This is a genomic window from Paenibacillus vietnamensis, assembly GCF_020169515.1.
Classification (GTDB): Bacteria; Bacillota; Bacilli; order Paenibacillales; family Paenibacillaceae; genus Pristimantibacillus; species Pristimantibacillus vietnamensis.
Map to the genome: position 1 here is coordinate 548,563 of NZ_JAHMHW010000002.1, position 14,573 is coordinate 563,135.

Sequence of the window (14,573 nt, forward strand, 5' to 3'; positions counted from 1 at the left end):
TATTCAAGCGTAAATGACCTGACTTTTATCGGTATCGGTTAAGGCCGTTTTGCGGCGGTCGGCCGCTTTAGAACAGCCAGCTAGGGAACCAGCGCAGCAAGTAATCCACGTACCAGACGGGAACCGTCAAGCCCGACAAAGCCGGATAATAAAGAATGAACAGCAGTACCGCTGCGGACGTAAGTGTATGCCTGATCGGCTTGAAGCTTTCGTTCCTCTCCTCCAGCACTTTGAAAACATACACAAGGCTCAAAATGATAAACGGCACCATCGCAAAATAGTGGTACAGGAACGTCAGTCTCGGAACCAGCATCCATGGCACGTACTGGGCAAGGAAAGCGATCCATATCGTATACATAGCTTTGTCTCTGCGCTTAATACTCATCCACAGCGCAGCCGCCATCGCAAAAATACCCGACCACCATATCGCCGGATTGCCCATGGCGACGATCGTCGACTTCATGCCTGCCGCTTCATGGTCGCCGGAATAATACCAGACGGGACGCTTCATGAACGGCCACTCCCACCAGGATGAGGAAAAAGGATGCGTCGATACGAGATTGCTGTGATAGCTGAACATATGCTTCTGATAGTCCACAAAACTCTTGATCGTATAACCTTCGTCCATTACGGTAAGGACCGGGATATACGACAAAGCGTAAATGCCGAGCGGGATGGCGATATAAAAAATCAGGCAGACGGCCAGCGTAATCGCCGTATTCCGCGGAAAAGACCGGACGACAAGCTCAAGCCAATCCTTCGCGTACGGCATATAGCCGCTTCCGTCTCTTTGGAGCACCCGCTTCGCGGCCGCATATTCTTTATAACGCTCGAACAACGAAAGACCGAGCATAACCGCGAGACCTGCTCCTCCATACAGCACGATCCACTTGGAGGCGACGCCGATGCCGAAGAACAGCCCTGCCAGAAATAAGGGAACAAGCGTGGCCCTCAGCTTCACCGTATAAAAGCTCAGCGTATAGTACCTGTGCATGAAGTAGAACATAAGCATGATGAAAAAAACACCATAAACGTCAATTGTTGCGATTCTGGTCTGCGTGAAATGCATAAAATCGGCTGCAAACAGCAACGCCGCGATTCCCGTGTAGGTGCTGCTGTTAAACAACCGCCGCGCGAACAGGTACATGAGCGGCAGCATCGCAATGCCGAACACCGTACCGGCAATCCGCCAGCCGAACGGATTCAGGCCGAATAGCTTGATCCCTAGCGCAATAATCAGCTTCCCGAGCGGCGGATGCGTATTCTCGTACGCAACGATATGCTCCAAATGCTCATATGCGGTCCGGGCATGGTAAATCTCATCAAAGTAAGAACCGTTCATAAAATCGTCGTTATATTGAGCGAGCTGTTGTTCGTCGAATAACAGGGAAACGCTGCCCCGCTTCGCATCCTTCGCTTGCTCGTCATCTATACCGACGATGGGAAGCGGCATTTTGTTGCCCTGCTCGTAAATAACCAGCTCATGCATAGAGAAGCCGGACTGCACGGCGGTCAGCTTCACATATCTCGCTTGCAGGTCGGCAGGCGTCACGTTCCAGGCAAACACGGCGACATGGCTGCTGTCGATCTCGATCACATGATCCCAGTCCGTACCGTTTTGGCTGAATTCGTATTTATATTTACCGGTGCCAACGCCTCCGAAGCTGTTAATCTTCTCAAGCCGCTTCACTTCCCCCAGATCGACGTAGAAGCTTTGCGAGGACGCTCCGGGCTGCCATGCGGTCTGCGGCCCTTTCATATCGCCGAGCTGATACAAGGCGACAATCGCATAGACAAAAGTGACGGCCCCCATCCAAATCCAATCCTTTCGACCCCACCGCTTGCGGTCATGCAGCGCTTGCGAGCCTTTGCCCGTCAAAAAGCGGTCTAACGTTTCCCGCTCCCCCCCGGCCAATGTCTCTTCCGTAATCGGCTCGATCCGCTTGAGGCGGCCGCTTATGTACAAATCGTAACCGATATAAAGCAAATACAGCAGCAGTCCGATATTCGCCAAGGATACGAGCAGAACGATGCCGTTCGACGGCACATTCGTGCTCACTTTGCTGTAATCCAGCACATAGGCGATATTTATAAAATTGGTCAGGGCATAGCCCAGATATACGTATAAGAACCGGCGGTCAAGCGACCTGACATAGGCCAGCAGCCCGAGCAGCATAACCGGAAACAGGTACCGCTCATGCATTTTGGTCACGCCGACGAACACGACCGCAATCAATACCATCGCCAGAAAATAGGACCTTTCCTGTTCAATGCCGTTCCGTTTCCTCAGCGCAAAAAATACCGCTGCCGCAACCGCGGCGGCAATAAACAGATTGCCCCAGGTCTGAAAGCTGAGCAGCAGCCAGGAGTCCGCAATCGGCTTCCAGTTTGCCCCGCCAAGCGCGTACAGATTGAACGCATTCAATGTCGCATACGGATAGGAAGACAACGTTCCGCTATATAATTGCAAGAGGCCGTTCATGCCGCCGCTGCCCCAGAAAAAAGGCAGGGCGAGCACCAGAAACGTCCCAAAGCCGTACAAGGCGCTCACCGGTATTTGCTTCCATGCCCGGCGGTAAATGAACCACAGCAGCAGCACCGGCATGAAAATAAACGCCTGCGGCTTGATCAGCGCTGCAATCGCAAACCAGACGGAAGCCCGCTTGATCCGGTTTCCGGTCAAGCCGTGCACGGCCAGCACGAGCGCAAGGGTAAAGACGGCATCCACCTGTCCCCATGCCGCGGAATCGGCAATGACGGCCGGATTGAACAAGTAGAGCGCCGCCAGTCCGGCCGCGGCTAGGAAGCCGGCTTTCTTCTTGGCCGTTTCGTATACGAAATACGCCGCAGCCAGATCGGCGAGCAGGGCCGGCAGCTTGAACAGCAGCAGAGCGGACCCGGAATCCGCATTCAGGTTCAGCATGCTTTTGACCGCGCCAAGCACGTACAGCACATAAATATAGCCGGGCGGATAATCGACAAACAGATCCGAACGGTAAAACCCGGAAAGCCCCTGTGATGAAGCCTGCTCCGCCCATGCCATAAACAGCGCGATATCATTGGCATAACCCGGGTTGGTAACGGCAATGCCTGCACGGAGCGCCAGCGCTCCTCCGAACAGAACGGCGAGTATGAGCCGCCTCCGCTGCCGGTCGCCTTCAAGATCGCCGCTTGCGCGAAGAAGCTTCCGGCAGACGACCGAAAACAGAATGCCAAATAACGCGGCAAGCACAAGAAGCGGCAGCACGCCGGCTTCGGAGGCCGGCACTGCAGCCGGTTCGCCCGGCGCCGTCGGCGTCAGGCTGAACACTTCCGCGCCCGCAGGGGCCTTCGATACTTTCTCGACGCTCAAATCGTCGAAATACGCTTTGCCGGTGTTAATGCTCCCGTAGCCTCCCAGGCTGGCTCCAAGCGTAAAAGAGGATTGCTCCTTGCCCGTTTTAGCGAAAAATTCGAGATATTCCCATTTGCCGCCCGTATCGATCAGCTGCGGATAAGTGACTGCAACCCCTTCGACGAACAGATGCGCGCCTGTTGCATCTGCGCCTACCCCGTCGGTCAGCACGTAACCGGAAATTTTATAGACAGTTTCGGGATTGACGCTTACGTTCTGCGTCCACCGCGAATGGTTGGCTTCCTTATTGTGCAGCATCGCCGAATGGCTGCCGGTATGAACCTTCGTGTTATCCGGCGAATATGTAGTCAAATGCTCTTCCTTCAAATAAGCGTCATGGCCCCAATGCTCGGGAACGCCGTCCGTCACATTCTCGAAGCCGGCATTTTTGAGCAGATTGGCTGCGGCATAACCGGCTTCGGCCGGCCACAGCAAGCAGCCGAACAGCAGGAGGGCCACTACCGTTCGCATCCCTAATTTGATCATCGCTCAGGTCCCACCTTTTATCGACATCAGTAGATTCCTATCATAGAGGTACCTCCTAACTCTATTAGATATCCTATTTTTGGTCAACGACATTAGAAAAAAATAAGCAGCCGTTCCCTTTCGGGAATCGGCTGCTTATTTAGTTTGCCGAGCGCAGGCTCAGGCTGGAGTTTCCGGAGTCGAATTCGCGTTCGGATATCCGGGTTGTGTTTCATAATCGGGTGCTGCGTCAAGTCTTAGTTCTGATTCGGTTTCGGGTCCGGATTGGAGCCCAGGATGATAATCAATCGTTTCAACGGCAGGCTCTCGCTTTAATTCCGGCTCAAAATCATACATTTCATTGGCGGTCGTAGTCACGGCGAGACGGCGCAGCCTGGTCCAGATGAACCGGTAGCCGTCCATGCTCGGCTTTACTTTGTCGATGACGCCCAGTCTTGCGTGAAGTGCGGGAAAATATCCCCGGTTTGCAACCGCTTTGGCTAATATTTTTTTTAGTCCTGCCGCTGAACGGAAGCTTACGGGAGTATTTCGGATGTAATAGATGAACTTGGGAGTTCCATAGTAGATGACCGGTTTCCCGTTTATAAGGGCTTCATAGGATACAGAGGAATAAGGAGTGATGACGGCGTCAGCCTGTTCGATAAGCTTGTTGAGCGGGACAATGCCGTGCCGCAAAATTTTCGATTTTTTGCACCGCAGCCATTTGCGGTAGGATCCGCAGCCGCCCTGGTCGGGATGAGCTTTGTACGTAACGGAAATTTTGCCTCCGAACGGCTTCACGGCCTGCTCGATCGATCGGATAATGCCTCTGTTATGGCTCAGTCCAAGCGGCTGAAGGGCGACGAGCAGCTTGATTGGTGCATTCGCCATCACACTGGAAGCGGATCTTCCGGTCGGCAGATTGCGGTAAAAGCAAGGACCGCTGACAACGATTTTACCCGCCGGCGCACCATAAGACTGAAGAAAATTGGCATGCGATTTCCCCCAGACGAAGTTAAGGTCTGCGTTGACCGGGAAATGGGCAATCGGTGCCATCAGCCCATGCTGAACCATAACCGTATGCACATTGCGGGATTGCGCGAAGGAAGTCATCAATGCCCCATGGTGGTTAATAGTCGATCCGTAAATGGTCCGGCGGATCGGATAACGATTGAACAGCGTATGCACGCGCCGGATATGCAGCATCGCTTTTTTAACCCGCGCCGTAAGCCACGAACGGAACGCCGGACGGCGGAACACGGCAGGCGCGGAGGACAGCGCCGCGCGCAGCTGGCTCATCGTTTTTTGAGCCATGGCGGGAGGAAGCTTCGCCGGCGGAAGCCCGTGCAGATAAACGAGCGGCCGGCATTCCTTGCGCTTCAGCATGGTCCGGTATTCCCCCGAATAATGAGCGACGTACAAAATTTTCTCTCCCGTCACCCCCTTCGTCATCCCGAATAATTCGGCGCGGACGACCGTATAGCCGGATTTGCGAAGGTTAGGCTTCGATGGTACCAGGTAAGGCTTGCAGGCGGCCTGTATATTGCGGATCCGGCCTGAACGCTTCGCGCCGCCGAACGCTCCGGAATGATGAAGCACGTATTTCTGAAAATCCCGGAGCATCACGATGCCAAGCGGCACATCGTCGTAACGAAGCGATTTGAAGGCTTCCAGAAAGCTGATGCTGTGCCTCCAAATCATCCATGTTTTATTATGCATATCAGTTTTTATCCTCCCTGTACCTGGACAAAATCGCCGACAGCTGCTGAGTTGTGACCATGGGAGCTTTATCCGAGCGGTAAAAAGTGATAACAGACGGTTGAAAGTGCAGATAAGCGTTCCCCCTTCTCGAAGCCGGGAGAACGACATACAATTCATCGTCCTCGACTAAATTCGGCAATTCATCCTCGCTGAGCAGTTCTTCGTGAAGCTTCTCCCCAGGCCTGATTCCGATGACCTGTACGGCAGGAGCAGGCAATCCGTTATTCAGGCTGTACTCACGGACCGCTTCGCTCAAATCCGCGAGCCTAAGCGACTCCATCTTCAGAATGAACGTTTCTCCGCCTTCGCTGTAGCAGGCCGCCTTGATGGTCAGGTTTGCCGCTTCCTGAATAGACATGAAGAAACGGGTCATATCGGGATCCGTAATCGTCAGCGGCTTCCCGGTCAAGGCTTGATTCATAAGCACGGGAAACACCGAGCCTCTTGAGCCGATCACGTTGCCGAAACGGACCGAGCAAAATTTCGTTTCCGTGTTGCCAGCCATATAATTCGCCTGCTTGAACAGCTTCTCGGTGATCAGCTTGGTGGCTCCCATCGTATTGCTCGGATTGACGGCCTTGTCGGTGCTGATATTAATCACCTTTTTTACCTTGTTCAGAATGCTTGCCCGGATGACATTTTCGCTGCCGAAATTATTGGTTTTCATCGCTTCGAACGGGTTCTCCTCGCAGACCGGAACCTGCTTCAGAGCCGCTGCATGAAACACATAATCCATGCCCCGCACGGCAAAATCCACGGACGGGTAATCGCGTACGTCTCCCAGGATAAAACGCAGGCGTTTTTCGTTCGCATATTTTTGTTTCATAAGATATTGCTTCGTATCATCACGGTTAAACACGACGATCGTTTCCGGTTCATAAGCAAGCAGCGTCGAAACGATTCTTTCGCCGATGGAGCCGGTTCCGCCCGTGACCAGAATCTTTTTATTTTTGAAAAAATCGGAAATCTGTTGGTTTGCCAGGGTCAATCTGTTCCCTCCTCTTGATGTATGACTGCAGTCCGACACGGCAAGTGTAAACGGCTGACGCCGTCCTTTGGCGGCAAAAGCTCGCCATCGCGATGAAATATAAGTCCAGTATAAAGTGAAATTTATACTTTCTTATATTTTTGGAAGGGCGCGGCTCTGCGCTTTGCATGCAACTTGTAGAGACAGCCGCGGAGTGGTTGTCTAATACTCTATGTTATGTTTTGAGAGAAGACGCGGTTATAGGCGATTCATTTATATTTCCGGATTGGTAGAGAAGATAGGCAAACTTTCAGGAGCAACGGCGGCCGCGAATAATACATTAATAGTAGACTTTTCTTTATTAAAACTGGTCGTGAAAGGATCGATTGCACATGTTGGTTCCTTTATCCAAACCGGATATAACCGCATTGGAGAAAAAATACGTGATGCAGGTATTAAGCTCGGGGCAGCTCAGCTTCGGGGATAAGCTTCGCCGGTTCGAACAATGCTTCTGCGATACGTTTGGCGTCTCCTACACCGCTGCCATGAACAGCGGAACAAGCGCGCTTCATGCCGCGGTCAAAGCGCTCGGGCTTCAGGCCGGTGACGAAGTGATCACGACGCCCTACAGCTTTGTCGCCTCCGGCAACTGCCTGCTGTTCGAAGGCGTCAAGCCCGTATTCGTCGATATCGATCCGGATACGTTCAACATCGACACGGCGCTGATCGAGCCCGCCATTACGCCGAACACAAAAGCGATCCTGGTCGTCCATGTTTTCGGCCAGCCGTGCGATATGGATAAAATCAATGCCATTGCGGAGCGGCACAAACTTTTTATTATCGAGGACGCTTGCGAAGCGATAGGCGCTACCTGGAAGGGCAAGCCGGTCGGAACGATCGGTGAAATGGGGATATTCGCTTTTTATCCGAACAAGCAAATTACGACCGGTGAAGGCGGCGTATTGTTGACGAATAACGAGAGGTACTATAACCTGGCCTGCAGCTTGCGCAATCAGGGACGCGATCCCGGAAGCGACTGGCTGACGCATGACCGCATCGGCTATAACTACCGGATGTCCGATCTTCAGGCAGCCGTAGGGCTAGGGCAAATGGAGAGGCTGCATACGATACTCGGCAAGCGCGCAAGAGCTGCCGCGAGATACGAGCGGCTGATCGCCAAAGCCGGACTGCCGGTGAAAACCTTAAAGCCGCTGCCGGGCTCGACGATGAGCTGGTTCGTTTTTATCGTGAAGCTGCCGGAAGGCGTAGATCGAATGAGCGTGATTGAGAGTCTTGCCCAGGAGGGCGTCCAAAGCAAGCCTTATTTTCCGTCCATCCACTTGTTCCCGGTATACCGGAGCCTGTACGGCTACCAGCCGGGAGATTTTCCGGTCAGCGAAAACACATCCGAGCGGACAATCGCTATTCCGTTCTATTCCACTATCACCTTGAAAGAACAGGCGCATGTCATAAAGAGTCTTGGCGAAGCGTTAAAGGGAGAGAAATAAGGATGGAGATGAGAATCGGAAAGCATACCGTTTCGCCGGCTCATCCGATGTACGTCATTGCGGAAATCGGCGTCAACCATAACGGATCGCTCGAGTTAGCCAAGAAAATGACCGAAGCCGCCCGAGACTCCGGAGCTGACGCCGTCAAATTCCAAATGTTCCGCAGCGAAGAGCTCGTATCCGCTCAGGCCGCGCTGGTCGATTACCAGAAAACGTCAGCCTCCGATTCGAACCAGCTGGAGATGCTGCGCCGCCTGGAGCTGGACGAAGCTTCTTTCCTTGAGCTGAAGAACTATTGCGACACGCTCGGAGTTACATTTCTCGCCACCCCGTTCGACGTGTCGAGCGCCCATACGCTAAACCGTATGGGCATCGAAGCGTTCAAAATCGGCAGCGGCGACATTTCCAATTTGCAGCTGCTGGAGGCCGTCGCTTCGTTCCGCAAGCCGGTCATCTTCTCCAGCGGCATGTCGACACTCGGCGACATCGAAGCCGCCTATTCCGCACTGAAGGAGGCTCCGCAAGCGGCGCTGCTGCACTGCACCTCCGCCTATCCAGCTCCATATGACAGCATTAACCTGCGTGTCATTGACACCCTGAAGTCCGCCTTCGGCGGTATTATAGGCTACTCCGACCATACCGTCGGCATGGAGGTGCCGATTGCCGCTGCCGCTCTCGGCTATAGCATTTTAGAGAAGCATTTTACGCTGGACCGGGGAATGCCGGGGCCTGATCACCAGGCGTCAATGGAGCCAGGCCCGTTTAAACAAATGATTGAAGCGATCAGGCATGTGGAGCAGGCGCTCGGCGTTTCCCAGAAACGGATTCATGAGGCGGAAGCAAAAACACGGAATCTGGTTCGGCGCGGTATATACGCGGGGAAGGAATTGCCTGCCGGACACGTCATTGAGGAGTCGGACCTGCAGCTGCTGCGGCCGCTCGGCGAGATCGATGCGGCACAGTATAAGCAGCTGCTCGGCAGGAAAACGACGCAATCCTTCAAGAAGGGCGAAGCCCTCTCTTGGCAAGGGGTGAAGTAAGGAGGCCGTGATGAACATTTTATGTTTTACCGGTACGAGGGCGGATTACGGCATATACCGTCCTCTTCTGCTTGAGCTGGAGCGCGATCCGGATATCCGGTTGAAGCTGGTGGCGACCGGCATGCATGTGCTTGACGAATATGGGCACACACTGAACCAAATCGAGAAGGACGGCCTTACCGTGGCGGCGGCCCCGTCCATTTTGACCAAAGGCGATTCCACCTATGCGATGTCCCAATCGGTCGGGCTCGGACTTCTTTATTTTTCCGATGCCATCCGTTATCATAAGCCCGACTTCGTGCTGCTGCTGGGCGACCGGGGGGAGATGCTGGCCGCGGCTATCGCAGCACATTACCAGAACGTTGGAATTGTCCACCTGCACGGCGGCGAATGCAGCGGCTCGGCTGACGATATGGTCCGTCATGCGATTTCGACCTTTGCTCATCTTCATCTTGTATCGAATGCGGATGCGATGCAGTTTCTCGTGAAACGCGGCGAAGAGGCATGGCGGATCGCTCCGGTCGGATCGCTCCGAAAGACGGAGGTGCAGAGGATCTACAGCCTCCCTCAGACGGAACGCGACCGGCTGATCACTTTTTACGGACTGGAATCTTCCCATCCTAAAATTCTCCTGGCCATGCATCCCGATTCCAAGGAGCGTACTCCCTTCGAAACGCAAATTGATTCCGTGCTGAACGCGCTTCGCAGCTTTGCGAAAACGCAATTCCTTGTCATCGGCCCGAACAGCGATGCAGGCGGAGAAGTTTTTAAGGAGCGGCTGCAAGACTTCGTTCAGGAAAGCCCGCTCCGCCGTTATTACGCTTCAGTTCCTTCGAGCGATTATTTATTCCTCCTGTCCAAGGCCGATCTGCTTGTCGGGAACAGCAGCAGCGGCATCATCGAAGCTCCTTTTTTCCAGCTGCCTTTCGTCAACGTCGGCGCAAGACAAAGAAACCGTACCCATGCGGCCAATGTCATTCACGTAGATTATAATGAGGCAGACATTCAAGAGGCGGTATCGGTCTCTCTAGCAGCAAGCCGAAAGTCAATTACGGCTAATCCGTACGATCTGTGCGAATGCCCGGAGAAGGAAATCGTGAACGTGCTGAAGCGGCTGTCCCGTCATCCGCAGCTTCTGAACAAGAGATAATCGCGGAACCTGTCGTCATCCGTGATTGTCGTCCATACACCGGCCGTTCCTTCTTCATATCTTATATAACGCTTGCCATGCGCAGGCGTTTATATCGGATTAAGGAGGGACTTCACCTGCAACCTCCCTATGTGGGCATTCTCATCGACGATAAACTGCACCGCAAAATCTCCTCCGGAAAGCCGGACTATGAAAACGTCGAGCTATATGTGAAGGCGGGCATCAAGCACGGCGTTACTCCCTGCTTCTTCCGGCTGAGCGATCTTCGGCCCGGACAAACGACTGTGAAGGCATACGTTAAACAAGATAAACGTTTTGTTCAGAAAAACGTGCCCGCGCCGCGGGTCATCCACAATCGGGCGCTCTTTCCGAGCAATAGCCAGTACCGCAGGCTGTCCGCGTGCCTCAGCGACGGCCGGCTGCTGTTCAACCGCCGCAACCGTTACGGCAAGCTGCTCATCCATCATCTGCTTTGGGAAGACGAGAGCCTTCGCCCCCATCTGCCGATGACCGACCGAGCAGTTCCTTCTGCCATTCAAAGCATGATGAACCAGTACGACTCCCTGATCATCAAGCCGAACAGCGGCAGCATCGGGCTCGGCATCATGCGCATGGACCGGACGAGATTGGGCTGGAAGCTGACTTATCCCGTATCGTCCGGGACAGCTAAGCAGAAGTGGCGTACGATCGAATGGAGAGGGAATAACCTGCCAGCTATGATTTTGAAACGGATTCGGTCCAAGTCCTTCATCGTCCAGCAGTTCATCCCTCTCGCCACCTACAAAGGCAGTCCCTTTGATCTGCGCGTTTCCGTGCAGCGTACGACGGACGGCCTCTGGGATATGACCGGCATAGTGGCAAAGGTTGCTCCTAAGCATACTTTTGTGACGAATATGGCGCAAGGCGGCAGCACTTACCGGCTGCAGACGATCCTGCACGAACAATATCCCAATTTAAGCCTGGGAGTCATCGAAAAACGCATCTATGACCTGTCCATGCGAATCGCTCTTCAGCTCTCCAAAGTGCTTCCGAATATGGCCGACCTGGGACTCGACATCGCCATTACGTCATCGGGATATCCGATGTTCATCGAATGCAACGGCCGCGACCAGCGCTACACCTTCCGCGAAGCCGGCATGGCCGATGTCTGGGCGTCCACCTACGACAATCCGATCGGTTATGCGAAATATTTGCTCAGGAACAGCTCCGGGGTTTAGGTGCCGGGGCTTTCTTAAGGTGAATATTGAAGTAAGAGATAATCGCGGAACATTCCTTAATCAATGACCTCTGACTATACCTCAGGGGGATCCCCTTCATATCTTATAACACGTTAAACATAGCTAAAGCATGATTAAGCAGTACGATCCCTTGATTTTCAATCCGAACAGTGAATGGAGTGAATAATGATTAATACTTATGATCGTAATTATTGGTCTCTATATTTCGACTTTATAGATGGTTTTAAAAGGTTGAATTATGCCGGATTCTTGTTACCATTTGTATTCCCTTTTGAAAGACTAATTGCTGGAAACGAACACGTCAAAAAATTTTTAAATAGTCCATCTTCTATAAACATACTTAAAAATAACATCAAGGATGAAACTTCAGTTCAAAAAAAATTTGATTCTTATATCAATGCATTAAAGAACGATTTGAAATTTAATCATATAAATGGATATGTAGTCATGTATGATGATCCACTAAGATTCCCAGATCGATTTCGCAAAAATTACTTTCGTCCAAAGAAAACATTATTTTTAAATGAATCAAAACTAAATAAATATACTGGAAACATCAATAGACTGATTAAAGTTTATAAACAAAAAGCAATTTTATTATTCCGATCTCATAGAAAACATCCAATTTTCGGTAATAGGAAATTCCAAAAACGATTTATAATACGTATTCCTTTAATTTTAGGCAGTATTGTAGCTGCAAATAAATTATTAAAAAAAGTTCCTATCTATTGCATTATATTGGGATCAACAAATACTTTAGCAACTAGAGCATTAGCGCTAGCTGCATTAAAAAAAGGAATTCCAAGTATTTGCATGCAGCACGGTGTAATAGCTTCTGAATTGGGGTACTTACCAAAAATCTCTCCAACCATGGCTGTATATGGAAAGTATGAATCTGATTGGTATGAAAGAAAGGGAGTGTCGAAATCCAGCATTGAAATAATTGGTCATCCTAGATTTGATGACATCATTTTAAGAAATCCAATAACTAGGAATATGTTTAATAAAAAATTAGTTTTAAACCCTAAATTAAAAACTATATTATTTATAATTCGAGGCCATCACATTGCCATCCCTAAAATTATCATTAAAAATCTTTTAGAAAAACAACATGTTAATATTATTGTAAAATATAAAGGTGTTAATAAGTATGCCAATCTTTTAAAAAAGGAGTTTCCTTCTATTATTTGTATAGATCAAGCAATGCATTTATATGATCTCATTCATAATACGGACGCTGTTGTAAGCTATCAATCAACAATTGCTTTAGAGGCTATGTTGGCGGGAAAGCCAGTATTTATTTGGAATACAAAAATTTTCTGTACGACTGATTACTATGATGACCTAGGAAAATCTCTTCAGAGTAACCCATTAGAATTAGTTGATATGTTAGTAAACTATTTGAAAAACGATATAAATTTACAAGAGAAACTTGAGAGTGCGAGAAAGCAGTTCATTACCTATCATTATCATGATTCTTCCATTACCTCGGGAGAGAGGTTAAAAAACCTAGTACTTTCATTAACTCCGAAGCCAAAAATTCTAATCGAATCAAATTCGAAATTCTTCTTTTAAGTACAATTAGAAAAAGATGAAATGAATAGTTCCAAACACGTATAACCAAACACTATTAAAACCAGAAAGTGTGAAAATATGAATATACCGGTTGGAGCTGAAGCTATAGATCATCAGTCGCAAATTGTCGTCGTAGAACTTCAGAAGTGCCGAGACTGGCTCGGTTATTCATATACAGCAAACGGTTGGCATTATTCTGGAGCTACAATAAAACAATACATTCTAAACCCTCAGCTCACTTATAACGATTCAATTTTGAAAATCTACTATGAAAAATTCCAACCTAAATCCTTAATTGAAGCATTATTTATAAAAAATAACAAAATCACAATCCCAAACGATGAACAGTGGCCAGCTTTGCCCTGGCTACATGTCGCATACAAACCACGCAATTCTAATTATCAGCATTTTGGGCCTAATCCAGACCATTATGGAAAAACGGAATTTAGTAAAACAATTGATCTGTATAAAAAGTTGTCTAAAAATGGATATCAGCCCAAAAGCCACCGTGATGGATTTATTCGCGGATATTTCTTAAAGCATTATGATGACTATCGGTTTGTAGTTTCAGGTGGACAACATAGAATTGCGGCTCTAGCCATGCTTGGCTATAAAAATATTGAAGTTAAGATCCAACCTTCCTATCAAAGAGTAATTGATATACAAAAAGTTCACAAATGGATTAATGTTCGAAATAACAAATATAATCAAGAGGAAGCCATTCAAATATTCAATTTATATTTTAATGAAAACGGGAAAAATAAGGCTAAAAAAATCGGTATTTATAGTAAAATTTATATGTAGAAGGGGAATCTTATGTATCAAGATATTTGGGTAAAAGGGAAACTTAAGCAAAAAGGCGAGAGAAACTGTTCACTTAGATATGAGCATATAAAAAAGTATTTAAAAAAACTAGAAAAACCATTTTCCGTGTTGGATATCGGAGCAAATTACGGGTATTTCTCTTTCAGAATTGCAGAAGATTTCGGTGCAAAAGTAACCATGATCGAATCGAATAAAGGTGTATTAAACATTATTGCACAAAATGATAATAGCAACGTACAGTTAATTAATAAATTGGTCAGTGTTGACGATCTAAAGCAATTAGCGAAAAACAAACATTACGATGTCGTTCTTGGCCTTAGTATCCTTCATCATTTTGAAGATTACAGAGGTGCGATTGATGCTATATTCGAGCTTGGGGATCTTATATTTATTGAGCCGCCAGCACCCGAGGAAGAGCGAGGAGGTTATAACGGTCATCGCGCTAAAGGTATTAATGAATATCTTAATACCAAAAAGTCTAAAGTACTCACCTATACTCCGAACTTAAGAAACCTCGGCAAAAGACCGTTGCTCCTGTTTGAATCGAAATAGACGAAAGAATTCAGCAAATATCGTTATCAGGTCGGTCTGCACTTACAATAGATAGCCCCCCCCCCCAAGGGGGAGTTGGCTATCTATTAATTTATGTA

At 49.4% G+C, this 14,573-nt stretch carries 10 protein-coding genes; 7 read left to right on the plus strand and 3 right to left on the minus strand.

Features of this window, described 5'->3' with window-relative positions:
* Positions 1–67: 67 nt before the first annotated feature.
* The 3 genes from KP806_RS07785 to KP806_RS07795 form a co-directional block, all read right to left on the minus strand.
* On the minus strand, positions 68–3,880 hold the full coding sequence (locus tag KP806_RS07785; RefSeq protein WP_224722998.1) for a phospholipid carrier-dependent glycosyltransferase: 3,813 nt from the start codon (positions 3,878–3,880) through the stop codon (positions 68–70).
* A 159-nt stretch (positions 3,881–4,039) separates the two neighbouring features.
* A complete protein-coding gene (locus KP806_RS07790) occupies positions 4,040–5,578 on the minus strand; it encodes a capsular polysaccharide export protein, LipB/KpsS family (RefSeq protein ID WP_224722999.1) in 1,539 nt (512 codons plus the stop codon).
* A gap of 1 nt (position 5,579) precedes the next feature.
* Positions 5,580–6,608: an SDR family NAD(P)-dependent oxidoreductase gene (locus KP806_RS07795; protein WP_224723000.1), complete on the minus strand. Its 1,029-nt coding sequence runs from the start codon at positions 6,606–6,608 to the stop codon at positions 5,580–5,582.
* A 371-nt stretch (positions 6,609–6,979) separates the two neighbouring features.
* Here KP806_RS07795 and KP806_RS07800 point away from each other — a divergent pair, with 371 nt between their 5' ends.
* The 7 genes from KP806_RS07800 (at position 6,980) to KP806_RS07830 (ending at position 14,475) form a co-directional block, all read left to right on the plus strand.
* On the plus strand, positions 6,980–8,095 hold the full coding sequence (locus KP806_RS07800; protein ID WP_224723001.1) for a DegT/DnrJ/EryC1/StrS family aminotransferase: 1,116 nt from the start codon (positions 6,980–6,982) through the stop codon (positions 8,093–8,095).
* Positions 8,096–8,097: 2 nt separating this feature from the next.
* Positions 8,098–9,135: an N-acetylneuraminate synthase gene (neuB, locus tag KP806_RS07805; protein ID WP_224723002.1), complete on the plus strand. Its 1,038-nt coding sequence runs from the start codon at positions 8,098–8,100 to the stop codon at positions 9,133–9,135.
* A 10-nt stretch (positions 9,136–9,145) separates the two neighbouring features.
* Positions 9,146–10,285, plus strand: a complete 1,140-nt coding sequence (neuC, locus tag KP806_RS07810; RefSeq protein ID WP_224723003.1) for a UDP-N-acetylglucosamine 2-epimerase — start codon at positions 9,146–9,148, stop codon at positions 10,283–10,285.
* A gap of 131 nt (positions 10,286–10,416) precedes the next feature.
* The gene (locus tag KP806_RS07815; RefSeq protein ID WP_224723004.1) at positions 10,417–11,502 is read left to right on the plus strand and encodes a YheC/YheD family endospore coat-associated protein; all 1,086 of its coding nucleotides are present in this window, start codon (positions 10,417–10,419) and stop codon (positions 11,500–11,502) included.
* 186 nt (positions 11,503–11,688) lie between these two features.
* Positions 11,689–13,098, plus strand: coding sequence for a CDP-glycerol glycerophosphotransferase family protein (locus KP806_RS07820; RefSeq protein WP_224723005.1), 1,410 nt, complete (start codon positions 11,689–11,691; stop codon positions 13,096–13,098).
* A gap of 78 nt (positions 13,099–13,176) precedes the next feature.
* On the plus strand, positions 13,177–13,902 hold the full coding sequence (locus tag KP806_RS07825; RefSeq protein ID WP_224723006.1) for a hypothetical protein: 726 nt from the start codon (positions 13,177–13,179) through the stop codon (positions 13,900–13,902).
* A 12-nt stretch (positions 13,903–13,914) separates the two neighbouring features.
* Positions 13,915–14,475, plus strand: a complete 561-nt coding sequence (locus KP806_RS07830; RefSeq protein WP_224723007.1) for a class I SAM-dependent methyltransferase — start codon at positions 13,915–13,917, stop codon at positions 14,473–14,475.
* The last annotated feature ends 98 nt before the right edge of the window (positions 14,476–14,573 follow it).